At 44.1% G+C, this 24,545-nt stretch carries 18 protein-coding genes and 5 tRNA genes; 7 read left to right on the forward strand and 16 right to left on the reverse strand.

Annotation, left to right across the window (positions count from 1 at the left end; all coding sequences use genetic code 11):
• Positions 1 to 7: 7 nt before the first annotated feature.
• Together cmoB and cmoA are read right to left on the reverse strand one after the other, a co-directional pair.
• Positions 8 to 1,000 carry a tRNA 5-methoxyuridine(34)/uridine 5-oxyacetic acid(34) synthase CmoB gene (cmoB, locus tag K0I73_RS08760; protein ID WP_220064079.1) on the reverse strand — a complete coding sequence of 331 codons (993 nt, stop codon included), beginning with the start codon at positions 998 to 1,000 and terminating at the stop codon, positions 8 to 10.
• Complete coding sequence (cmoA, locus tag K0I73_RS08765; RefSeq protein ID WP_220064080.1) at positions 997 to 1,728, reverse strand: carboxy-S-adenosyl-L-methionine synthase CmoA; 732 nt, start codon at positions 1,726 to 1,728, stop codon at positions 997 to 999. Before cmoA ends, cmoB begins: the two co-directional genes overlap by 4 nt.
• A gap of 149 nt (positions 1,729 to 1,877) precedes the next feature.
• Between cmoA and K0I73_RS08770 the strand changes: the two genes are divergently transcribed.
• The 7 genes from K0I73_RS08770 to K0I73_RS08800 all read left to right on the forward strand — a co-directional run bounded on the left by K0I73_RS08770 (position 1,878) and on the right by K0I73_RS08800 (position 13,887).
• Positions 1,878 to 4,676, forward strand: coding sequence for a transporter substrate-binding domain-containing protein (locus K0I73_RS08770; RefSeq protein ID WP_220064081.1), 2,799 nt, complete (start codon positions 1,878 to 1,880; stop codon positions 4,674 to 4,676).
• 468 nt (positions 4,677 to 5,144) lie between these two features.
• Positions 5,145 to 6,923, forward strand: coding sequence for an aspartate--tRNA ligase (aspS, locus tag K0I73_RS08775; protein ID WP_220064082.1), 1,779 nt, complete (start codon positions 5,145 to 5,147; stop codon positions 6,921 to 6,923).
• A gap of 63 nt (positions 6,924 to 6,986) precedes the next feature.
• Positions 6,987 to 7,733, forward strand: a complete 747-nt coding sequence (locus K0I73_RS08780) for a YebC/PmpR family DNA-binding transcriptional regulator (protein WP_220064083.1) — start codon at positions 6,987 to 6,989, stop codon at positions 7,731 to 7,733.
• 15 nt (positions 7,734 to 7,748) lie between these two features.
• Complete coding sequence (ruvC, locus tag K0I73_RS08785) at positions 7,749 to 8,270, forward strand: crossover junction endodeoxyribonuclease RuvC (RefSeq protein WP_220064084.1); 522 nt, start codon at positions 7,749 to 7,751, stop codon at positions 8,268 to 8,270.
• Complete coding sequence (gene ruvA / locus K0I73_RS08790) at positions 8,267 to 8,884, forward strand: Holliday junction branch migration protein RuvA (RefSeq protein ID WP_220064085.1); 618 nt, start codon at positions 8,267 to 8,269, stop codon at positions 8,882 to 8,884. The genes ruvC and ruvA overlap by 4 nt, the downstream gene beginning before the upstream one ends.
• 19 nt (positions 8,885 to 8,903) lie before the next feature.
• On the forward strand, positions 8,904 to 9,920 hold the full coding sequence (gene ruvB, locus K0I73_RS08795; protein WP_220064086.1) for a Holliday junction branch migration DNA helicase RuvB: 1,017 nt from the start codon (positions 8,904 to 8,906) through the stop codon (positions 9,918 to 9,920).
• 1,447 nt (positions 9,921 to 11,367) lie between these two features.
• A complete protein-coding gene (locus tag K0I73_RS08800; protein ID WP_220064087.1) occupies positions 11,368 to 13,887 on the forward strand; it encodes a TonB-dependent receptor plug domain-containing protein in 2,520 nt (839 codons plus the stop codon).
• A 140-nt stretch (positions 13,888 to 14,027) separates the two neighbouring features.
• On the opposite strand, the gene gloA is transcribed toward K0I73_RS08800, so the two are convergent.
• From gloA to K0I73_RS08870, 14 genes are all read right to left on the reverse strand, one after another.
• The gene (gene gloA, locus K0I73_RS08805; RefSeq protein ID WP_220064088.1) at positions 14,028 to 14,438 is read right to left on the reverse strand and encodes a lactoylglutathione lyase; all 411 of its coding nucleotides are present in this window, start codon (positions 14,436 to 14,438) and stop codon (positions 14,028 to 14,030) included.
• Between the two features lie 466 nt (positions 14,439 to 14,904).
• Complete coding sequence (gene nth / locus K0I73_RS08810) at positions 14,905 to 15,546, reverse strand: endonuclease III (protein WP_220064089.1); 642 nt, start codon at positions 15,544 to 15,546, stop codon at positions 14,905 to 14,907.
• Between the two features lie 3 nt (positions 15,547 to 15,549).
• Complete coding sequence (locus K0I73_RS08815) at positions 15,550 to 16,248, reverse strand: electron transport complex subunit E (RefSeq protein ID WP_220064090.1); 699 nt, start codon at positions 16,246 to 16,248, stop codon at positions 15,550 to 15,552.
• On the reverse strand, positions 16,241 to 16,879 hold the full coding sequence (rsxG, locus tag K0I73_RS08820) for an electron transport complex subunit RsxG (RefSeq protein WP_220064091.1): 639 nt from the start codon (positions 16,877 to 16,879) through the stop codon (positions 16,241 to 16,243). The genes K0I73_RS08815 and rsxG overlap by 8 nt, the downstream gene beginning before the upstream one ends.
• A gap of 20 nt (positions 16,880 to 16,899) precedes the next feature.
• Positions 16,900 to 17,952, reverse strand: coding sequence for an electron transport complex subunit RsxD (rsxD, locus tag K0I73_RS08825; RefSeq protein WP_220064092.1), 1,053 nt, complete (start codon positions 17,950 to 17,952; stop codon positions 16,900 to 16,902).
• Positions 17,952 to 20,411: an electron transport complex subunit RsxC gene (gene rsxC, locus K0I73_RS08830; RefSeq protein WP_220064093.1), complete on the reverse strand. Its 2,460-nt coding sequence runs from the start codon at positions 20,409 to 20,411 to the stop codon at positions 17,952 to 17,954. Before rsxC ends, rsxD begins: the two co-directional genes overlap by 1 nt.
• Positions 20,405 to 20,974, reverse strand: a complete 570-nt coding sequence (gene rsxB / locus K0I73_RS08835; protein WP_220064094.1) for an electron transport complex subunit RsxB — start codon at positions 20,972 to 20,974, stop codon at positions 20,405 to 20,407. Before rsxB ends, rsxC begins: the two co-directional genes overlap by 7 nt.
• 2 nt (positions 20,975 to 20,976) lie before the next feature.
• Positions 20,977 to 21,555, reverse strand: a complete 579-nt coding sequence (rsxA, locus tag K0I73_RS08840; RefSeq protein ID WP_220064095.1) for an electron transport complex subunit RsxA — start codon at positions 21,553 to 21,555, stop codon at positions 20,977 to 20,979.
• A 95-nt stretch (positions 21,556 to 21,650) separates the two neighbouring features.
• A complete protein-coding gene (locus K0I73_RS08845) occupies positions 21,651 to 23,567 on the reverse strand; it encodes an EAL domain-containing protein (protein WP_220064096.1) in 1,917 nt (638 codons plus the stop codon).
• Between the two features lie 141 nt (positions 23,568 to 23,708).
• Positions 23,709 to 23,784: transfer RNA gene (locus K0I73_RS08850), tRNA-Asn, on the reverse strand.
• A gap of 41 nt (positions 23,785 to 23,825) precedes the next feature.
• Positions 23,826 to 23,901, reverse strand: a tRNA-Asn gene (locus tag K0I73_RS08855).
• 32 nt (positions 23,902 to 23,933) lie between these two features.
• Positions 23,934 to 24,009 (reverse strand) — tRNA-Asn (locus K0I73_RS08860).
• A 34-nt stretch (positions 24,010 to 24,043) separates the two neighbouring features.
• Positions 24,044 to 24,119: transfer RNA gene (locus tag K0I73_RS08865), tRNA-Asn, on the reverse strand.
• Positions 24,120 to 24,180: 61 nt separating this feature from the next.
• Positions 24,181 to 24,256: transfer RNA gene (locus tag K0I73_RS08870), tRNA-Asn, on the reverse strand.
• Positions 24,257 to 24,545 lie beyond the last annotated feature (289 nt).

The following is a 24,545-nucleotide window of genomic DNA, read 5'->3' on the forward strand; positions in this document are numbered from 1 at the left end:
GTTTAAATTAGACTAAATCTTTATTTGGTTGGTTTTTGGTGGCAATAAAAGTGGCTCGCTTTGGCGCGGGGTAGCCTTCCACTGTTAGACTTACATCATTGGGATCAAGGTAATCTACTAAAGATTCATTTGGCATCCATTCGGTGCTGCGCTGCTCTGCTAATGAGGTAACGTCGACATCGACGCAGCGAATATCCACAAAGTCGGCCTTCTTTAACCAAGCTTCTAGTGCTTTTACCGATGGCAAAAACCAAACATTATTCATTTTTCCATAGCGATCGCCTGGGACGAGTACGGTATTTTCATCACCATCGACCACCAGTGTTTCTAACACTAACTCACCGCCAGCCCGCAATTGATCTCTTAACTGGAATAGATGATCGATAGGTGAGCGTCTGTGGTAAAGCACTCCCATTGAAAATACGGTGTCGAAGGCATCCAGTGGCGGCAGAGATTCTATCCCTATGGGTAATAGGTGGATAGGATGATGTTCACCCGCAAGGCGTTTAACTGCTTCAAACTGACATAAAAACAGTGGGGAGGGATCGATACCGACAGCATGCTTTGCACCTTCGCCTAACATGCGCCACATATGGTAGCCGCTACCGCAGCCAACATCGAGAACGGTGCGATTAGCCAGTGGCGAAATATGGGGCTGTACTCGTTCCCATTTCCAATCGGAGCGCCATTCGGTATCGATATGAATGCCGTGTAGATTAAATGGACCCTTACGCCATGGCTTAAATATTTTTAATAGATTCTCAAGCTTTTGTTGCTCACCTTCGCTTAATTGTTTACCGCTACCTATGGTCACAGTCGATAACAGATCAATATGATCGGGTGCTGGGTAATGCAATTTATTAAGCACTTTTTCCCACTTGGGGAGATCGCCATGTTTGTTGTCTCTTTGCCATTGTCCCAGTATAGCGGGCAAGTTTTCTAACCAATGTTGTAGGCTAGAATCGGCTATTTGTTTGTAGAAAGAACTAAAATTAATCACTTTATCGCCACCATAGATGCAAAATTAAAACATTGAAACCAAACGCTAAAGTGGCTAAAGCCTTGTGCGTTTAAACGCCGCTCATGTTGCTGCAGCGAATCGGGTTTCATTACGTGTTCGAGTGAACTACGTTTCTGGCTTATTTCCAGTTCGCTATAGCCATTAGCACGCTTAAAGTCTAGATGCAGTTCATCGAGCAAACTCTGTACAGGAGCGTCTTCGAATGTGAGTTTCTCTGATAAAACCAGTAAGCCACCAGGTAAGAGTCCATCATAGATGTTTTTGAGGAGTGTTTCTCTATCTTTGGGGGCGAGGAACTGCATGGTGAAGTTAAGGATCACCATCGAGGCGTTTTCTACTTTAATATCTCGAATATCGGCGCAGATAAGATCCACCGGAGTTTCGCTGACATAGGCATTTAAGTTCTGCTGGCAACGCTCTATCATCGACTCACTGTTATCGACCGCAATAATGGTACAATTACGACCGTCGAGTTTTCGGCGTACACTTAAGGTTGCAGCGCCTAAAGAGCAACCTAGGTCATAAACACGGCTGTTTGGCACCACGCACTTAGTTGCAAAGTCACCCAGTGTATTGATAATTTGTCCGTAACCAGGCACAGAACGTTTAATCATATCATTAAACACCCCAGCGACTCTTTCGTCGAATTTAAAGTCGCTGATGTTTTCGCAGGCTTGGGCGTATATAGTGTCTTGAGAAGAGTTCATTAGAGTTTTTTAGATTAATTCGATTTTTCATTCTAGCGAATGATAACAGCTAGCAGCAAGTCTAGTACTGGAAATTCTAGATAAAATTCTGTCTAATATCTTTTTTATAACATACATTTCACAGCGACTTGACGTTCTAGGGAAATTCATTGAAGTCACTTATTTATTTTATCGTTGGATCGTTTCTACTCTTGTCTAGCTCTTTAATCGCTGCAGAAACTGAGCGTCCATTGATATTAGTGATGGGCGAAGATAGCTACCCTTATCAGTTTGTCGATGATAATGGTGATGCCAAAGGGGTTTTGGTCGACCTATGGCGCGAGTGGGCTTTGCAAACTAAAACACCAGTCGTGTTTGTTGCCCGTCATTGGAAAGACTCTCTGGTGCAGTTAGAAGAGGGCAAAGCCGATATTCACCTTGGTATGGGACGCACTGTAGAAAGAGAAGCTGTTTTCGATTTTGCCGACTCCGTGAGCACGGTAAGTACCTACCTTTATTTACGAAAGTCACTTAAAGATAAAGCCGCTTTTAGCGATCTGCTACCTTATAGGATCGGCGTAGTCAGAGGATCTTCTCATGAGTCTATTTTACATGCGCAAATTTCGGGGCTTAACTTTCGTTACTATAAGAGCAGGGCGGCTCTGCTAAATGGTGTGATTAATGGTGAAGTCGATGTGTTTGCGGGCATGGAAGGTTATCTGCGTGATACTGTAATTAGTCGCACTGTATTGGAAGAGTTTCCACTCGATAATCGTCTATTGATTAAAAAAACCTTGATCTTACCAGCCGTGACTAAGGGGAATAAAGCTTTACTAGATAAAGTGAATCAAGGATTCGCCGCTATGTCTCAGACTATTCGAGATGAAATAGATAAGCGATGGCTGGGTTATAATCACGATGTCAATACGCTAGTGATTGCTACGACGACAGGGATCCCACCTTTTGTCGATTTAGGGGGAGACGGCGAACCTCATGGTATGTATATCGATATCTGGAAGTTGTGGTCTAAGAAAACAGGCATCAATGTGTTGTTTAAACCTGCGTCGATGGCTGACACGTTGGAAGATATCAACTATCGACGAGCCGATATTCATATTGGTTATCCAGAAAGTGACACCATGAAAACCAATTTGACTCGTGCTTGGCAAATATATCAAGTTAAGAGTCGCCTGTTTAGTTATCAGCAATCTTTGAAAACTGTTGACGAGTTAAAAGGTAAACGAGTTGGAGCCGTTCCGACTGCGCCCTATTTAGATAAACTTAAAGCATCGTTACCCGATTCTGAATTAAAGCTTTATGCCAATGTCACTCAAATGATAGCGGCTGCGAAGCAAGGGCATATCTCCGCATTTGTGGCTTCTTCAACATGGACTCAGCATTATTTGTTGAAATTAGCTTCTTGGGGCGATTTTCATCAATTCCACGAATTGTCGTTTTTAACCAATATTTATGCGTTGACTCGCAATGAGGATAAGGGACTTGCCCAGCGTATTGAAGCGGGGTTTAACTTGATCACTCAGCAAGAGTTAGCGCAAATTGAGAGCAAATGGGTGTTAGACCCAGAAGACCGTACTATAGCTAAGAGCCAAGAGAGTTTGGAGTTTACGCCAGAGCAAATGCGTTATTTAGCAAGCCTTAAGCCATTAAAAATTGGCTACTTAAGAGATTGGCGTCCGATGGAGTTTCAGGGCGATGACAAGCAGTTTATGGGAATTAACAGCGAGATCAGTCAACTTTTATTGGCGAACAAACTTAATCTACGACTCGAACCGATAGTATTTGATGAATGGAACGAACTACTCGACGCGCTCAAGCGTGGTGATATCGATATTGCAGGAAGTGTCGCTCAGACACCTGACAGAGAGAAAGAGCTGTTATTCTCAGCCTCCTATTGGCCATCACCTTGGGGGCTAGTCACTAATTTAAGTCAAATTTCGATATTTAATTTGTCTCAGCTTAGTGGCAAGCGATTAGCTATCGTGGCGGGTTATCATCTTATTCCTAATCTAATGAATAATGGGTTGGGGATAGAGTTAGTCCTCGTACCCAATACTCGGGCGGGGATCGATGCGGTAGCGCAAGGTAAGGCCGATGCGTTTATCGAAAAAGTGGTCAACATGGGCGTTGAATTAAAAGGAGACGATTACCGAGGATTAAAGATGTCGGTGTTGGCTGACTACGCCGCAGAGCAAAGTTATTTTGGTGTTAATCCAAGTTTGAAGCCATTAATGCCGATCCTTGATAAGGCGATCGCTCAGTTGTCAAAAGATCAGAAAACCCAAATTTACCAGCATTGGGTCGCTGATGAGCAAACGAGTAAATTGGATTATCTCTCATGGCAACATGGCTTTTTTGCGCTCTTGACTATCTCACTGTTTGCACTCTTGTTTGTCGTTTGGTGGATTCGTCGACATAATGTCGCTGAGATCTCTTCAGTTAAACAACAGTTAGCTAATTTGGGGCAGTTTGATCCACGAACCGGGTTACCCAATCGCAGCTTACTCGATGATAGGCTAGAACAGGCGCTGTTGTTACATCGAAGAGAGATGCTGCCTTTTGCGGTACTGTTTATATGCTTTGATAACATACGCGAACTTAATCAAGAATTTGGTCATAAGCTTGCAGAACGAGCATTGCTGTTAGGGGCACAAAAATTGAAAGCGACCGCACGTAAGTCTGACACTTTGGCCAAATTTAGTGAAAATGAATTTGTTATGGTATTAAATCGCGTCAAAGATTTAGATAAGGTCTGCCAAGTTGCCGATGGCATCGTGGGCGGATTTGGCACCCCATTTGTTATCGATGGCAAGGATGTCGCACTATCGGTAAGCATTGGTGTCGCTATGTATCCAAATGATGGAGATAATGCTTTAGAATTGCTGAAATTTGCGGATAAATTGATGTCTCGAGCGGTTCAAAATGGTGGCCGATGTTATCGAAGTGCATAACGCGCGGCTAAGAAGCCCAGCGTTTATCGGCTCATATAACAGTTAATTAATTGGTCGAATAGGTATTGGTTGTTCGTGCTTTTTATTCGTTGGTTTATATCGATCGCTTTGATTACTAAAACGGCCAGCTTTAAGTACTGTTACTGTAGAAGCGTAAATTCTTACTCAGCGATCACATCTTTATTCTGATTGGTATAAGATATTAGGCGATTTAGTTAACCTGAGCGCAGCGTTCAGTTTAAGATACTGACGTTGGGAAGCCCTCTTTGGGATGGTTTTTAGTGCAGAAAAGTGAATCAAATTACGACATTTAGTTTCAGTTGGTGGATATTTATCCAACCCAAGAGTTTACTTCATTTTAAGATGATGAAGTTGTTTTGAAATCGGCAATATTTCACTATAATGCCGCTTTTGTCATGTATTGAATATTCCCCAAGCACAGCTTTGTGGATGAAAGGAAAGTGTTAGATGCGCAGTCATTATTGTGGAGACGTCAATGGGTCTCATGTTGGAGAAGAGGTCACTTTAGTCGGTTGGGTTAATCGTAGCCGTGATTTAGGTGGGGTTGTTTTTCTAGATCTCCGCGATCGTGAAGGTATTGTTCAGGTTGTTTACGATCCTGATTTACCAGAAGTATTTGAAGTCGCAAGTACGTTGCGTGGTGAATTTTGCGTACAAGTAAAAGGTGTTGTACGCGCTCGTCCAGAGAGCCAAATTAATGATCAGATGCGTACTGGTGAAATTGAGGTGCTCGGTAAAGCCCTGACGATTCTTAATAGTGCTGCGCCGCTGCCTATCAATATGGACAAGAATCAGCACAACACCGAAGAGCAACGTCTAAAGTATCGTTATCTCGATTTGCGTCGCCCTGAAATGGCTGAACGTATCATTTTCCGCTCTAAAGTCACTAGCGCAGTACGTCGTTTCTTAGATGGCAATGGTTTCCTTGATATCGAAACGCCAATTCTGACTAAAGCAACGCCAGAAGGCGCCCGAGATTATTTGGTACCGAGTCGTACTTATAAGGGGCAATTTTTTGCATTGCCACAGTCACCACAGTTATTTAAACAGCTGCTGATGATGTCGGGCTTTGATCGTTACTACCAAATCGTTAAATGCTTCCGTGATGAAGATTTACGTGCTGACCGTCAACCCGAATTTACCCAGATCGATATCGAAACCTCGTTCATGACATCTGAGCAGGTGATGGACAAGACTGAAGAGATGGTTCGTGGTCTGTTTAAAGAATTACTCAATGTTGACTTAGGTGAGTTTCCTAAGATGACATTTGAAGAAGCAATGCGTCGCTTTGGCTCTGACAAGCCAGATCTTCGTAACCCGCTTGAATTGATCGACGTTGCAGACTTAGTGAAAGATGTTGATTTTAAAGTATTCCAAGAACCTGCTAACGATGTCGATGGCCGCGTAGCGGTATTGTGCGTACCCGGCGGGGCTTCACTTTCTCGCAAGCAGCTCGATGAATATGGCAAATATGTCAATATTTACGGTGCTAAAGGTTTGGCTTGGATGAAGGTTAATGAACTAGAGAAGGGCATGGAAGGTATCCAATCGCCTGTACTTAAGTTCCTTAGCGAAGAGGTTGTTAACGCCATCTTAAGCCGCACCAATGCTGCCAATGGCGACTTGATCTTATTTGGCGCAGATAAAGCTAATATCGTTGCCGAGGCGATGGGCGCGTTACGTCTTAAAGTCGGTGAGGATTTTGATCTGCTTGAAGGCGAGTGGAAACCATTATGGGTTGTCGACTTCCCAATGTTTGAGCGCACATCTGATGGTGGCTTACATGCGATGCACCATCCATTTACCGCGCCAAGCAACATGACCCCAGCTGAACTTGAAGCGAACCCAGTTGCCGCGATTTCAGATGCGTATGATATGGTGCTAAATGGCTGCGAATTAGGTGGTGGTTCGGTGCGTATTCATAATAGCGATATGCAGTCTGCAGTATTCCGCATCCTGGGTATTAATGATGAAGAAGCGCAGGAGAAGTTTGGCTTCTTACTTGAGGCGCTTAAATATGGTACGCCGCCACATGCGGGTCTGGCATTTGGATTGGACCGTATTATCATGTTGATGACTGGAGCGAGCTCTATTCGTGACGTGATGGCATTTCCTAAGACAACGACCGCGGCATGTCCGCTGACGAATGCACCTGGGTTTGCTAACCCTGTCCAGCTAGAAGAGCTTGGTATCGCAGTAGTCGAAGCGAAAAAAGAAGCAGAATAAAGTAGTAAAAAAGCCGAGCGAAAGCTCGGCTTTTTCGAGAGATTCTCGAATAAGGAGTCATTTATGGCAGGTCATAGTAAATGGGCCAATATCAAACACCGCAAAGCAGCCCAAGATGCGAAACGCGGTAAACTGTTCACTAAATTCATCCGCGAATTGACGGTCGCAGCCAGAGAAGGTGGTTCAGATCCTGATTCAAATCCTAGACTTCGCGCCGCAATAGATAAAGCGCTGTCCAATAACATGACTCGCGATACCGTGGAGCGTGCGATTAAACGCGGGGCGGGAGAGCTCGACGGTCAAGTACTCGAAACTATCATGTATGAAGGGTATGGGCCTGGCGGAACTGCTGTTATGGTTGAAACCATGACTGATAATCGTAATCGTACGGTATCGGGTGTGCGTAATGCTTTTAGTAAATCAGGCGGCAATTTAGGGACTGATGGTTCGGTCGCTTATTTGTTTGATAAACGCGGCGTGATCTCCTTCGACGAAGGTGCAGATGAAGATGTGATTATGGATGCAGCGCTTGAAGCGGGGGCTGACGATGTTGTCGTTAACGATGACACATCAATTGATGTCTACACCACGCCGGAAGATTTTGGCGCCGTAAAAGATGCGTTAGATGCGGCAGGTATTGAAGCGATTAACGCTGAAGTGACCATGGTACCATCGACTAAAGCAGACTTGGATGCAGACACTGCTCCTAAATTTTTACGTTTGATTGATAACCTTGAAGATCACGATGATGTCCAAGAGGTTTATCATAACGCCGAGATCTCAGATGAGATCATGCAGGAGCTAGAGTAACTTGTTGGATATTACATGCCAATTATATTAGGTGTTGACCCTGGTTCTCGGATCACTGGATATGGGGTGATCAAGTGTCAAGGTCGGCACCAAATCTACCTTGGAAGTGGCTGTATACGCACCCAAGCCGATGATTTACCTTCTCGTTTGAAGATTATCTTCGATGGAATAAGCGAGATAATCCGCCAATACCAACCCGACGAATTTGCTATTGAGCGTGTTTTTATGGCAAAGAATGCCGATTCTGCGCTCAAATTGGGTCAAGCTCGGGGGGCGGCGATTGTTGCCGCGACTAATGCCGATTTGCCTGTGGCAGAATATTCAGCAACCCAGATTAAGAGCGCAGTGGTAGGGACTGGCCGAGCACAGAAATCCCAAGTGCAGCATATGATCCAGCAGATATTAAAGTTGCCTGCGGCGCCTCAAGCTGATGCTGCCGATGCATTAGGGGTTGCAGTATGTCATTTCCATACTTATCAAAGTCTGATAGCACTAGGTGGTAAAGCAAGTTCAAGAACATATGGAAGGTACAGATGATCGGTCGTCTACGTGGATTATTGGTTGAGAAACAAGCGCCTGAGATACTCATTGAAGTAAGTGGTGTCGGCTATGAGTTACAGATGCCATTAACTAGCTTTTATGAATTGCCAGATTTGAACCATGAAGCGGTGATTTATACTCATTTTGTGGTTCGCGAAGATGCCCAGTTACTCTATGGGTTCGTGACGAAACAAGAGCGAGCGCTATTTCGTTTATTGATTAAAGCCAACGGCGTAGGGCCCAAACTCGCGTTGACTATACTCTCGGGGATGACTGCCGCCGAATTTGTTAAGTGCGTTGAGCATGATGATATCGCGACTTTGGTGAAACTGCCTGGCGTTGGAAAGAAAACCGCAGAACGTTTGCTTGTCGAAATGCGCGACAAACTGAAAAGTTTAATGGAAGCCTCTCATGGTTCAGAGCGAGAATTTGTCTTGCAATCCAATTACACGCCAGCCGTTCAAGTTAACAGTGCAGAAGAAGATGCGATAGCGGCACTGTTGACCTTAGGGTACAAACCTGCACAAGCAAGCAAAGCGGTATCTGGGGTTTACCAAGATGGCATGGACTCAGAAACCTTGATTAAAGCAGCACTAAAGTCGATGTTATAGCGCAAAAAATGAGGATCAGATGATAGAAGCCGATCGGTTAATTCACGCGCAGCCTCAAGGCATTGAGGAGCGTGATGAACAGGTAGACAGAGCAATGAGACCTAAGTTACTCGACGAGTATACTGGTCAAGATGATACTCGCGCCCAACTTAAGGTATTTATCGAAGCTGCGCAGAAGCGCGGTGAAGCATTAGATCATATGTTGATTTATGGTCCGCCAGGTTTAGGTAAAACCACCCTTGCGATGATTGTTGCAAATGAAATGGGCGTTAATATTAAGTCGACTTCGGGGCCTGTGCTGGAAAAGGCGGGGGATTTAGCGGCATTGCTGACTAACCTTGAAGAGGGTGATGTACTGTTTATCGATGAGATACACAGACTTAGCCCTGTGGTAGAGGAAATTCTTTACCCAGCGATGGAAGATTATCAACTCGATATCATGATTGGTGAAGGTCCTGCAGCCCGCTCTATTAAATTAGAACTACCGCCATTTACGCTAATTGGCGCGACGACCAGAGCTGGCGCTTTAACCTCGCCATTAAGGGCTCGATTTGGCATCCCGCTGCGCCTCGAGTTTTATAACGTGACCGATCTCAGCACCATTGTGACACGTTCGGCAAACGTCTTAGGATTGCCTATCGACGATGTTGGCGCTATAGAAGTTGCACGGCGCTCAAGAGGCACTCCACGTATCGCTAATCGGTTACTGCGCCGAGTTCGAGATTACGCAGAAGTCAAACATGATGGTGAGATCACTAAGGCGGTAGCTGAAAGTGCACTCGATCTACTTGACGTTGATGTTGAAGGTTTCGATTACATGGATCGTAAGCTCTTACTAGCGATTATCGATAAGTTTATGGGTGGCCCTGTAGGACTCGATAACTTAGCGGCGGCGATAGGTGAAGAGCGCGAAACCATTGAAGATGTATTGGAGCCATTTTTGATCCAGCAGGGCTTTATACAGCGTACGCCCAGAGGACGAATAGCAACGCCAAGAGCCTATCAACATTTTAACTTAATCAAACCTGAGCTGTAGTAGCCCAGACTTGATAGGACACTTTCACCATAGCTCAAGCTGATAGCCTCAGTTTGAGCTATAAAATTCTGCGATGAGACGTTGATGCTTTTTTTCTCTTCTATTATCCATCCCATTTTATCTTTCATTAGTTAATACAGTTCAATATTATCCCAATCTGTATAAAGGTTTGATCGCTCAGCAAGAATTTAGCGCTTATGAGATGCCGCCCTTAATTGCGCCTAGGCTCTAGTATCTTCGGTAACCGCTCCATGCGTTAGCCTATCTCTTATATCCATATAGTCGTGCATTAAGGATCTGACCTCCAGGGATGGAGTGAATGTCTTAAGTATGTCGGGAACATACAAGCCCTTGTTGATTGTAACGAATAAAGCCCATAATTGAACTAGGGGCAAACTCGTTAAACAGCATCGAAAGCGCTAAAACTGGCCTGTTAGGCGTGTTTTGGCTTCACAAGGGTAACCATTATATTGTCCATTTGCCTTGAATGAGTTGCCAAAAACACGCGGAGCAGATCACTTTCTTATACTGACAGGTATTACACCTGATAGCGCCTAGTGCTTTAGTTATGGTTGCGGGTGAATTGTCTGTGTCAAATTACTCTAAAAGCGTCACTATCTATCACCTATTTTCCATAATACCTTAATGTTAATTATGTGGTGCTTAGAGTAGGGATGAATCGATTTATTTCAGTAATAATTATGATTACTAATCGGTCTTCAGAGTTGAATTCTACGACACTGATTGGGTCACTTCTTTATTAATGTTATTGGAAATATATAAACAGATTCATTTATGACATTTGATAAGATTAATAATAGTATTTTTAGTAGAGTAATTGTTTAGTCGTGAATGCAAAATGTTTTTATATCATTTATTTAAATAGCATTATTAGTTAGCTTAAATATGAGTTAAGCAGTTAAAACCGGTAAGTGATGAGTTGTTTTTACTTGCATAACCAATAGTCATAGCATGATACATATGTTGGTTTTATGTATTTTAACGGTTACTAACCTAACGGTTCGTGCATAATTAAATCATTGTTAATAAGATATTTTAAGTTCCACTGTTGGCTGGGCGTGTTGTTTTTATCTAAATAAATATGCATTTTAATTGTTTTGCTATGCTTAATATTTTTAAGTGTTATGTGATCCGTGTCACATAAATTGACATTGTGCGTGTTGCGCCTATGTTTAAATTGATGCCGTCATAATCACTGAAAAAATCATATTTTGTTAGCGAAATAATCTGAATTTAAATATACAACGTTTCTTATTCGCTCCGGTTATTAATCTGTAATACATGAATTAAACATTAAATTTACACTGTAAAGCTATTCGTTAAATATTTGGTGGATTGACGAGGTGCAGGTGAAACTACAGTATCGAATGTAACGCATAAAATCAGGCGTGTAATAATAATTAGATAACTAGGGAGTTTCACTAGAATGATAAGAACAACTAAATTGGCCTCTGCGATTAAACTGGGATTAATTGCTTCAGTGTCTACAAGTAGCTTTGTTATGGTAAACAGTGCCGTTGCTGCAGAAGATAACAATGCCGCTGTAGAACGTATCGCGGTAACGGGTTCTCGCATCCAGCGTCAAGATATGGAAACCGCTTCTCCAGTAACAGTGATCGATGCTGCAACGATTAAAGCTGAAGGTTTTACTTCGGTTGATCAAATGTTGCAAGTACAAACCTCTATGGCTGGTGCCGCTGTAGGTTCGAGCACTAACAATGGTGCCGATGGTGTTGCCCAGGTTGATCTACGTGGTATGGGATCGCAACGTACATTGGTACTGCTTAACGGCCGCCGTATGGTTAACTCTGGTTCTGGTGCCGATAGTGCTGTCGATTTGAACTCTATTCCTGTGGCTATGATTGCGCGGGTAGAGATTTTAAAAGATGGTGCATCGGCTGTTTATGGGTCAGATGCCATTGCTGGCGTAGTTAACATCATCACTAAGAAAGATTTTGAAGGCTTTCAAATTGATGTCACTGGTGGCATGACTGATAAGAGTGACGGTGAGAATGGTGAAATAAGCGCACTATATGGCTTTAACACTGAAAAAGGTAACTATACTATCGGCGCGGCATATTCTGAGCGTAGAGGTGTTATTCAATCGGACCGTGATTTTACCGATCCAGGTAATAGCTCATTTATTCCTAAAGGTTCACTAGGTGGATTAATTAAGGATGAAAACGGTAATTGGATTGCGCGTGATTCTGGCTACGATTACACCCAAGACAGCTACTATCAAACGCCAAGTAAGCGTTATAGCTTATTTGCCAATATGACCCAGGAATTAAGCTCTGCTCTCGTTTTTACTGGCGACATTTTATATACCAAGCGTAAATCAAATCAGCAGATGGCGGCGCAGCCAGCCGATATCATGTTAGATGTTTGCCAAGCGGGTGATGATCCTGTTACCTGTATGGAACTTGATCAAGATATGATTGATGCAGGTATTAAGGCTGATGACAAGGGCCAAGTTAATTACAGAAAACGGATGAATGACGTTGGCCCACGTATCAATAAGCAAGATACCGATACGCTTCGTGTTTCTGCTGCTCTCGAAGGTTCGTTAGATATCAATAACGGTATGAATTGGGATCTGTCATATGCCTATGGCAAGAACAAGGCTGACACATCAGTCGAAAACTCAATTAATGCTAAGCTAATGACTAACGCAATATATGCCGATCAAGATGCTTGGTTCACGGGCAAACCGATGACAGATCAAGCCTTGCTCGACAGTGTCGCTTACACTGAGCAAGCTGATGGTGGTAACGAGCAGCATGTGTTATCAGCAGGTATAAATGGTGAGCTTTTTGACCTTGATGCTGGCGCTGTAGCCTTTGCGGTCGGAGCAGAATACCGTTATGAGAGCGGTTATTATAATCCAGATCCTATCGTCGTTGCCGGTGACAGTACTGCAGCTCAGCAAGATCCGACTGATGGTAACTACAATGTTATCTCGGTATTCCAGGAGGTGAGTGTACCGTTCAGTGATAAACTGACGGGTGAATTTGCACTACGTTTTGATGACTATTCAACATTTGGTAATGCATCAACTTGGAAAATAGGCTTAACCTATGAAGCCACTGATGACCTAATGCTTCGTGCCGTTGCTGCAACTGGTTTCCGTGCACCAAGTGTTAGTGAACTATATGGCGGTAATTCAGGTTCATTCGATTACCTAACGGATCCGTGGAAGAATGAGCAAGATCCACAGATCTTAGTGATCCGCACATCAGATGAAGATCTTAAGCCTGAAGAGTCTGAGTCGTACACTGCTGGTTTAGTGTACTCACCAAGTTATGTTGATGGAATGTCTCTAACGCTCGATTATTGGCGCTTTAAAGTGAAAAATGCCATTGCTCGTATGGATACGCAGGCTGGTTTAGATAACTGTTTTGCTGGCGATGTGAGTGCGTGTGAAGCATTTAATATTGGTCCAAATGGTGACTTGTCTAAGCTTACTAATTCGCTGACTAACGTTGGTTATCAAGATACCAGTGGTATCGATTTCAACCTAGCATACAGATTTGAAGCCTTAAGCCTAGATTGGACCGTGAGTAACGACACCACTTATTTGCTTAACTTCGAACAAGATGGCCTTGATTATACCAATACCATCGATGGAAATTTTGGTGCTTACGCTAAAGTACGTAACAACTTCAGTATCAAAGCGGGCCAAGGTGATTGGAACGTGATGTACTTTAACCGTTACATCGGTGAGATGGACGACCTAGGTGAAGGTACAAAAGTCGATGCGGTTCTGTATCATAATATCTCAGCAAGCTACTTTTTCAACGACAGTTGGATGATGAGTGCTGGTGTTAAGAACTTAACCGATGAGTTACCATCACGTGTATCTAACGGTAGTGACGGTGGTACAGTACCAGAAGTATACGATACGGTTGGCCGTCAATACTTTGCAGGTGTTACCTTCAAGTTTTAAGCTAGGAGTTGGCACTTAAGTTTACGCTTTTAAATCTAAGTTTTAAGTGTAGGCTCTTAGGCAAAGCGAGATAACCCGAGTTCAGGTTAGATAATAAAAAAGCGCCAATTTGGCGCTTTTTTTAAATCGAAAGTACCCTGTTAGCCTAATCCGTGTTGTGCTGATTTAAGTTGAATAAACTCAATCTTATAGCCATCAGGATCTTCAACGAAAGCTATTTCTGTCGTTCCGCCAGCAACGGGACCGGGTTGACGGGTCACTTTGCCTCCTGCCGCTTCAATGGCCGCGCAACGGCTGTAGATATCGGCTTCTCCGATAGCGAGATGACCAAAGCCTGTGCCTAAGTCATAGTTTTCAGTATCCCAGTTATAGGTCAGTTCAACGACGGCAGCGCCACTGGCTTCTTCGTCAAATCCAACAAAGGCTAAGGTATAACGATATTCAGGGTTTTCTGATTTCCTGAGCAGCTTCATACCAAGAATTTCAGTATAAAAATGGATACTACGCTCTAGGTTGCCGACTCTGAGCATGGTATGTAGAAGTTGTGCCATGAAGACCTCTAGTTTAGTGTTAGGAGATTGACTATTATAACAATAATCTAAGCGTAATGAGCATACATGCTTTACAGCAATAAATCAGGACTCGCCTTGTCCTCTGCCTCCTAAATATGCAGAGTTAAAGATAACGATTAGGGTTAAAGCTTGGCGATTGAGCTCCCATTGTTTCATTGGTTAACGGGAATTTACCTTGGATCTCCAGCTCCTCTCATATTGGTTAGCAATAGCCTATGACTGGCGTCACATATTTAGGCTAAATCCTTGGTATAAAGAGTGAGGGTCAGGATAATGGGATTAAATAATTAAGGAGTATAACTATGGCTAGTGAATTAAAAATGGCACTTGGGATCACTGTGATTGTTGCTTTAGCTCTATCAGTATTCTTTGTTTGTATGTTCTAAATGTAAAATAAACAAAAAGCCGCAATTGCGGCTTTTTGTTTATTGTTTCTGAGCAATGGCTACTCGTCGGGATAAACCTTTTCTTTGTATTCACATAGCTCTTCGATTAAACAGCTACCACATCTAGGTTTACGGGCTAAGCAGGTGTAGCGTCCGTGTAAAATAAACCAATGATGCACATCAACTTTAAATTCTGCAGGCACCACTTTTAACATCTTTTGTTCTACTTGATCTACATTTTTACCCATGGCGAATTTTGTGCGGTTAGCTACGCGAAAGATATGGGTATCTACTGCGATTGTCGGCCAACCAAACGCGGTATTGAGTACAACATTGGCGGTCTTTCTGCCCACTCCAGGCAGGGCTTCTAGCGCCTCTCTGTTTTCAGGGACTTCACCGTTATACTTTTCAATTAAGATCTCACATGCCTTGATGACATTAATCGCTTTATTGTTATATAACCCAATGGTTTTGATGTATTGCTTTAAGCCTTCGACACCTAAGTCAAAGATAGCTTGCGCCGTGTTAGCCACAGGAAAAAGCTTGTCAGTGGCCTTATTCACACTGACATCGGTGGCCTGCGCCGACAGGGTCACAGCGACGAGTAATTCGAACGGTGAGGAGAAATTAAGCTCTGTTTCCGGTTTAGGGTTGTTGTCTCGTAAGATATTAAGGATCTGATGGCGCTTATCTGAATTCATCCGTTAACTCACCTTGGTTATTCTGACACGGGTAACAGCTTGCTCAGTCTCTGGAGCTGGTCGCTGCTCGGCAACCTTTTTATCTATTACATTTTTTGCAGCGATCAAAAAGCCCATCGCGATAAAGGCACCAGGAGGCAACATAGCCAATAGAAAGTTGGTATCTACTTGCCACAGGTGGATCGTTAATCCTTTGGCCCAATCGCCGAGCAGCAGATCGGCACCATCAAATAGAGTGCCTTGGCCCAAAATCTCTCTGCACGCGCCGAGTACCATTAACACAAGGGTAAACCCACATCCCATCATTAATCCGTCGAAAGCAGCCTTAGCAACGGTATTACGTGAGGCAAAAGCTTCCGCTCGGCCGATAATTACGCAGTTGGTGACGATAAGTGGTAAAAAGATCCCTAAAGACAGATATAAACCATAGGCATAAGCGTTGATCAGCAGTTGAACGCAGGTCACGAGCGCTGCAATGATCATTACAAATACGGGAATACGGATCTCTTTAGGAACATAGTCTCTTACCAGAGAGACCAAAATATTTGAGCCGATGAGTACCAGCATTGTGGCTAGGCCTAAGCCTATGGCATTAGTGAGTGTGGCGGTGACGGCAAGTAAGGGACATAATCCTAAAAGCTGCACTAAACCAGGATTATTTTTCCATAACCCTTGCCATGCGATTTCGTGATAATTACTCATATGAAACCTCACAATTTGCTGGGCGAGTAAGGAGTTCTGCTTTATTAGCATTGAAATAGAGCAGGGTACGTTTTACCGCGCCGACATAAGCCCTTGGGGTGATTGTCGCACCAGTAAATTGGTCAAACTGGCCACCATCTTTCTTTACTGCCCAGTCAGAATCATTGTTATCGTTTATCTCTTGACCGCTAAATGCAGTAACCCAAGTGGATTTGCGTAAATCAATTTTATCGCCAAGACCCGGGGTTTCATTATGGTTTAAGGTGCGAACGCCCAGTATTTCACCGTTAATATCTATGGCGACAATAAGCTCAATTTGACCATTATAGCCATTAGGCGCGATTGTCTCGATAGCAATTGCAACAGGCTCCTGCTGGCGTGTGGCGATATAAGCGGGCAGAGGTTCATCAATCCCTAAGGCCGCTTCATTATGGATCAATATGCAGTGTTCAATTAGCGCATTATCATGCAGCTCATCGGGAATGATTTGATGTAAAGTGCGCATCAACTCCAGATCTTGCTGCTCCTTTATCTGCTCAAAGGTCAAATGATTCACCATGGCAACTAGGGCTGTGCAACCAAGTGCAAAGAGCCCGAGTAAACTGCCATTTTTTGCTATAGATCGTTTCACTTATTACTCCTGCCTGCGACTTAGCGGCTAGTTCGGTGGCCGTAGGCTCGAGGTTTGACATAATAATCGATAAAGGGCGCGCATAAGTTAGCCAGTAGCACCGCAAATGCGAATGCATCTGGATAGCCGCCGAATGTGCGGATCACATAAACTAACAAGCCAATTAGGGTACCGAAGACCAGCCTGCCTCTGGTACTTGTTGCCGCAGTAACGGGATCGGTAGCAATAAAAAACGCCGCCAACATGGTTGCACCAGAAAATAGGTGTAGCAACGGACCTGTATGGGTGTCGGGGCTGAGTAAATATCCGATACTGGCGAAGGTAAATAGACTTGCGATAATTGCAATGCTAATCTGCCAGCGGATCAGTTTGAGTCTGAGCATACAGAGACCGCCGAACAGATATGCAATATTTATCCATAGCCAACCTATCCCAAACCCACTTTCAAAGGTTGGTTTGGCAAGTGCTTCATTAATGGTTAATCCCGTCGATAAGCTGGTCTTTATCGCATCGAGTGGCGTTGCCATGGTTACACCATCGACTCCGGCTCGATAAGCGAGTATCTCAGCTGGGCTAGCACCTTGAAAAACAGTTTGTAGGCTCGATAAAATGCCTATTTCATTTAGGGCTCCGCCAGTGGGAGCGACCCATGTGGTCATCTGCAGCGGGAACGAAATAAGCAGCATGACGTACGCCGCCATAGCAGGGTTGAAAATATTATTGCCCAGCCCACCATAGAGCTGCTTTACCACTAAAACGGCGAATACCGTACCGATAACGGCTATCCACCATGGCGCAAGGGCAGGAATCGCAAGGCCAATAAGTAGGCCTGTTAATGCGGCGCTGTTGTCTTTTAAGGTGATGGCAACGGCGCGGTTACGTAACCTTAATACCAAAGCTTCTGTTAATACCGCGGTCAGTATTGCTAATCCCACTTGGATTAACGCGCCAGCACCAAAAAAGTAACATTGGGCGATAAGGCCGGGTAGGGTGCACAACATTACCTTGAGCATCAAAGTATTAGTTTGTGAACTGGTGTTTAAATGCGGCGATGACGCCAACTTAAAAGCCATTATGAATCCTTTTGCTCGAGTTGCTGCGCTGCTTCAATTGCTTTTGCTTGCTTTTTAGCTTTGGCTTTCGCGACCGCTGCGGCAATGCGTTGTTGCTTGATCGCTTCAGGCGATAATGAAGGGTCACTATCCGATGGTGTATCTGTGGTTAACCTTGCATTGTCATCTGTTTTATCTTGGCTCTTAACTTGATTTGCCGCCTTCTTGGCTTTTGCCTTGGCGACAGCCGCAGCAATTTTCGCTTTCTTTAACTCGGTATCGCTTGTTGATGCTTGCGCCACTGGCGAGCCAACAGCTGTCGATAGTTCCGCAGTCGGTGGTATCTCTGCCGACGCAGATATCGCAGGAGTTGAATCTTGAGTAGCCACTTTCTTTGCTTTGGCTCTAGCGACTGCCGCCGCTATCTTAGCTTTTTTGGCATCAGCTTCACTCAAAGTTTGTGTCGCCTCTGTTTGTGGTAAAGTCTCATCGAAAGATTGTTTATCCGTCTCAGTAACCTTACTACTCGATACTTCACTATTTTTAGCTGCTTTCTTGGCTTTGGCTCGGGCAATCGCTGCAGCCACTTTCTCTTGTTGAGTAAGTGGTTGGCTCGCAGCAGCTTTAACATCCGCCGTACTATTCACAGCATTATTTACTGCTCGACTCACAGAACTATCAGCTTGACTATCAGTTTGATTATCAAGTTGATCATCCGTGGCGGCTTGCTGTGCGGCTTTTTTGGCTTTCGCCCTTGCTATTGCGGCTGCAACTTTGTCTTTGGTTGCCGACTCAGCGGCTTTATCCGTTGGTATCTCTCCTGCTGCCATTTCAGCTTGTTGCGCGGCCTTTTTGGCTTTTGCTCTTGCAATAGCGGCTGCAACCTTATCTTGCTGTGGCTCGGATACCGACGTCGCATCTAGTGATTCGGCCGCTTTCTTCGCTTTAATACGTGCCATTGCCGCAGCAATGGCATCTTTATCATTGCCTGACATTGCTGCCTTACGTTTTTGCGCCGCTTGCTTTGCTTTCTCTTCACGGGCACGTTTTTCCTCTTCGAGGCGCAACATTCTGGAGTCAAATCGCTGTTTAGCTAGCTCTGCTTGTTTCTTGTCTTCGGCTTCAACGCGCAGTGCCGATTTAGCAATTCGATAGTATTCGACTAACGGAATATCGCTTGGGCAAACGTAACTGCAGCAACCACACTCGATACAATCTCGTAGATTGTAACTTGCGGCTTTATCGTACTCTTCAGCTTTTGCATGCCAAAAAAGCTGTTGCGGTAGCAGTTGTGCTGGGCAGGCTATTGCACACTCTCCGCAACGAATACAAGGCTTCTCTGTTGACGGGGGAGCTATCTCTTCGCTACTAGGCGCGAGTACACAGTTGCTGCCCTTGAGTAGCGGAGCATCTCTATTTGGCAGCATATAACCCATCATTGGGCCGCCAATGATGACAGGAGAGTGGCTATCGCCCTTAAATTGTGTGCAGCTGAGAAGATGCTCAATGGGCGTACCGATGGGAACCCAGTAGTTACCTGGTTTAGCAATATTGTTACCCGTTAAGGTAACAACTCGCTCAATAAGCGGGATATTGCTATAGACGGCTTGTTCTACACTGAAGACGGTTCCGACATTTTGCACCAAGATCCCAAGATGTGCAGGTATTGAGCCTGATGGCACTTCTTGTCCGGTCAATATTTGGATCAGTTGCTTTTCGCCGCCCGACGGATAAAGGGTCGGGATCGCAGTAACACGAGCACATTTGTTCGGTAATGCACTGCGATTGAGTGCATGTTTCATCTGCTCTATGGCTTGAGGTTTATTGTCCTCAATCGCAATAATGATGCGTTTGGGGCTGAGCAACTGATGAATGATCTCGATACCAGCAATAATTTCATCACTGTGTTGCTGCATCAAAAGATCATCTGAGGTGATATAGGGTTCACACTCAACGCCATTGATGATTAACAGTTCAATGTCACTCGCCGGTTTTAGCTTGATATGGGTCGGGAAAGCGGCGCCGCCAAGCCCTGCAATACCCGCGCTTTGCACTCTTGCGAGTATCGCTTGTGAAGACATTTGCCGAACATCATCGCGGCTAAGGCGATTATGTACTGTGCTGGCTAATCGCTGCTGGTGATCATTTTGTATCACGCAGCACATGACTGGTAATCCTGAGGCATGATTGCTCGGACGCTCTTCTATCGCAACAAGAGTACCTGAAACTGGTGCGTGCACGGGTAAGTGTCTAAAGCTATCTCCAACCGTCAGTGGCTGGCCTTTATCGACAGTGTCACCGACATTAAGGTTTAACGTACAGTGTTCACCTACGTCTGGAATCGGGACGATAAAACGATCGGCAAGTGGTAACCGAGCGATCGGAGACTGGCTCGATAAGGTCTTAAATTCGGGGGGATGTATACCGCCAGGGACCTGCCAAAGTGTTCCTTTATCAATTTGTTCAAATAAAGCTAACACTTTGATTCCTCACTAATGTTCATAACTGGTATTGCATTAAGCTTCCAGTTCCACGTTTGTACGGTTTGTTCTACTGGCAGCATGTCGATGCAATCTACCGGGCAGGGCTCGACGCATAGATCACATCCAGTACAGTAGTCGGTGATAACGGTATGCATCTGCTTGCCAGTACCCAAGATCGCATCGACTGGACATGCCTGAATACACTTAGTACAGCCTATGCATTCTGCTTCTCGAATGTAGGCCACTTTTTTTACTTGTGCTTCTTCTGTCGCGGATAGTGGCTCAGGGTCAACTCCCATGAGTTCGGCTAACTTTTCCATAGTGGCGGTACCACCAGGAGGGCATTTGTTGATTTTCTCGCCATTGGCGATGGCTTCAGCATAGGGGCGGCAGCCAGGGTAACCACATTGTCCACATTGAGTTTGAGGCAACAGCGCTTCAGCTTGGTCGATAACAGGGTTGCCTTCAACCTTAAACTTTTCGGCGGCGTATCCAAGCAGTGCACCAAAAACGAGGGCCAATAAACCCAAAAGTGCGATGGCGATAACAATTTCAAACATGTTTAATTTACCAAGCCTGTAAAGCCCATGAATGCAAGTGACATAAGCCCGGCGGTGATCATGGCTATTGCGCCACCTTTGAACGGCGTAGGGACATCCGCGGCGGCCAGTCTCTCACGCATAGCAGAGAACAAGATCAATACAATAGAGAATCCCACCGCAGCGCCAAAGCCATAGATCGCAGACTCGATGAAATCATGCTTCTCATTTATGTTGAGTAGGGCAACTCCTAACACAGCGCAGTTTGTTGTGATAAGTGGCAGATAAATACCGAGAGCGCGATGGAGTGAAGCGCTGGTCTTCTGGACTAACATTTCTGTAAATTGCACTACGACGGCAATTACAAGAATAAAAGCCATGGTTCTGAGGTAACCAAGTTCGAACGGATGTAAAAGGTAGCTATCGACGAGGTAACTCAATATTGAGGCGAGCGTGAGCACAAAGGTTGTCGCCATGGACATACCTATCGCTGATTCTAATTTACTCGAAACCCCCATAAAGGGACATAAGCCGAGAAATTTGACTAATACAAAATTGTTGACCAGCACAGTGCCGATCAAAAGTAGGAGATATTCGCTCATCTCAAATGGTTATCTATATCTAATTTAACGGCTATTATCGACCTTTCGGCATGGATAAACAACACATAGAATGCAGGGATTATTTCAAATAGGGTTTAACTGGTTGCAGAGTGTTCATCTGTTACGGCAATTGGTTTCGGTTTTGCGATGTAATAGCCTTGCAGCCCATCAACGAGAAGATGTTCAAGCGCAAACTTCTCTTCTTGGCGCTCTACACTCGATGCAATCACTTTAATTGATTGTTTTTGTGCTACATTGACAATCATTTTGACGAAAAAACGATTGTTATCATTGATATCAATTCCCTCAGTGTAACTACCATCGAGCTTAACAAAGTCAGGTCTTATCTCCTTAAAGAACTTAAAGGAGGTAAATCCTAGGCCAAAATGCTCGACCGAGACTCTAGCGCCAACACCGTGCATATCTCTGACAAATTGGTGGGCGACGCCTATATTACTTTGCATTCCCGATTCGTTAACTTCTATCACTAATCTGGCAGCAATATGACGATGCCGAGTCAATAGATCTTTGACCCATGCCGAAAAATGAGCTTGATGCATCGAGGCTGTACTTACATTTATACCAAATGAACCACTTAAACTTGGGTTATCAATCAATAATTTCAGGGTGCTTTGAATAATGATTTTATCTAGCTCTACATTGAGTCCATGGCGCTCGGCCATGGCTATCACAGTGGCTGTGGGTAAAAACTTTCCTTCGCGACTATAAAAACGGGAGAATAGTTCTCGATACACTTTATCGGCGCCGCGGCAGGGTTGAATATCCTGAGTATGAAATTTTAATGCTTGGCGCTGGATAATATCTTCGATTGCGGTTTTCCAATGAGAGTCGCCGATTAACTCATCTCCATTGAGCTTTTCTTGAATGTGACAACTGTTAGGCCCCATAGTTTGCGCTATGCTAACAGCGGCATCGCCTAAGTAAACGAGAGAAAGGGCATCACTTCCCTGCCTGTATGGTACTAATCCCGTATAGGCAACAGATTCGGCATCGATAGTTTGTTGGAAAGCGTCGAAATTACTTTTTAGATTTTTTAATAATCCGTGTGCGTCGCTAATGAGCAAGTTTGGAACAAAGATGGCAAAATCACTAGCAGAAATTCTAAAGTATTCAGCTTGTTGGTCATTGCCAATACTTTTTCGTATACAATTGGCTATGCTTGCCAGATAGTTATCACCCGCAACCCGCCCTTGAGATTGGTTTATATTGGCGAGCTCAGTGGCTTTAATCATCGCCATTATGCCGTAGTTATCTTTTCCAGCCTTGGCAAGACTGTCTAGTTTTTCAGTAAATTTGGGACGTGTGTTAAATAGGGTTACAGGATCTTGATAAGCTTCTTTATTAAGTTGAATGTTGTGGTTCTGTATTTCATCAAATTTGTCGTGCAGCGTGCCTCTTACTTTATCCAAGGCGACGCCGATTGGCTTAAGCTCCCCACGAAAACGTGAGTGCGCCAGTGCTTCAAATTTTAGTTCCGATAGGGCATCAATATAGCGACTCGCATAACCAATACTGCGCCTTAACCTCATCATCAACAAGCTAAATACAGTTGCAATTACTAGATAGAGCAACCAAATAATTGTTAACTTGCTAACGAAAGCCTGTTTGGCTTTGTCAGCTATTTTTGAGTCATCAATTTTTACCTGCAGACGTCCTTCAGATAAGTTGCGAGTATTACCTAAGCTTTGAGTAAATAATGAGGCAATAGCATCGTCATTGCCTGACAATAACTGCCCCTTTGTATAGTTCAGCGTGCCGTCTTGACCGTGAATATATTGAAAAAAATAGAAAGGGAACTGACTATTTAAGGTTGTAAAAAGCGACTTACCATCAATAGGTAGTGTCGTTTGCCAGATAGGGCTATTGAGATATTGTTGCAATGCTTCATCGGCTGATTTTGATGCCTTATCATACTCATAGTTAAAATTTACGAGCGATAAACTGCCAAATATGACGAGGAGAATTAAATGAAAGGTTTTCGCAATGCTCATAAAACGTGTACCCACTGCATTCTGCAAACTAATTATAGTTAATTATGTTGCTAATAGTGTAACTGATTATGTAATAAAGCGAAATTTTATTCTGGAGTGGGGTTTTGTGAAATCTTGCTTCTGACGTGGTGCTTGTTAGAGTGGCTCCCCAGACTGGACTTGAACCAGTGACATACGGATTAACAGTCCGCCGTTCTACCGACTGAACTACTGGGGAATACTCAAAATGACATGGTACGACTTACGTTTTGCTCGAAGTGGCTCCCCAGACTGGACTTGAACCAGTGACATACGGATTAACAGTCCGCCGTTCTACCGACTGAACTACTGGGGAATTGAATACTTCAAACAATAATATTTTATAAGTGGCTCCCCAGACTGGACTTGAACCAGTGACATACGGATTAACAGTCCGCCGTTCTACCGACTGAACTACTGGGGAATCGAGCGTTACTTATAAAGTATCTATCTAAAATTGGCTCCCCAGACTGGACTTGAACCAGTGACATACGGATTAACAGTCCGCCGTTCTACCGACTGAACTACTGGGGAATCGAATTTTAGTTTTAAATGCTAACCTACATTAACATTTTTGTCTTTCGCTTTGTTGCTTTGGCTCCCCAGACTGGACTTGAACCAGTGACATACGGATTAACAGTCCGCCGTTCTACCGACTGAACTACTGGGGAATCGTTAAAGCAACTCGTCGTTGAAGACGGAGCGCATATTAAAGCGCTCTTACACATGAGTCAACTCAGGTTAGAAAAAAAAGTGTAATTATGCGGTTAAGTGCTCACCTAATGCTCACTGTGATCGCTTCTTGTGCATTTTGATTATCTTATCAGCGTATTTCGTTTGGGAGGCGATAAGAGTCTGTTGAATATAAGAATAAAGTGTATTTGTTTCTGCTTAATATTTGCTCAGCTGTCAAATGTAGTAAAATTACATCCTTTACATCAGAATGCACTAATAAACAAA

Source organism: Shewanella mesophila (assembly GCF_019457515.1).
Lineage (GTDB): Bacteria > Pseudomonadota > Gammaproteobacteria > Enterobacterales > Shewanellaceae > Shewanella > Shewanella mesophila.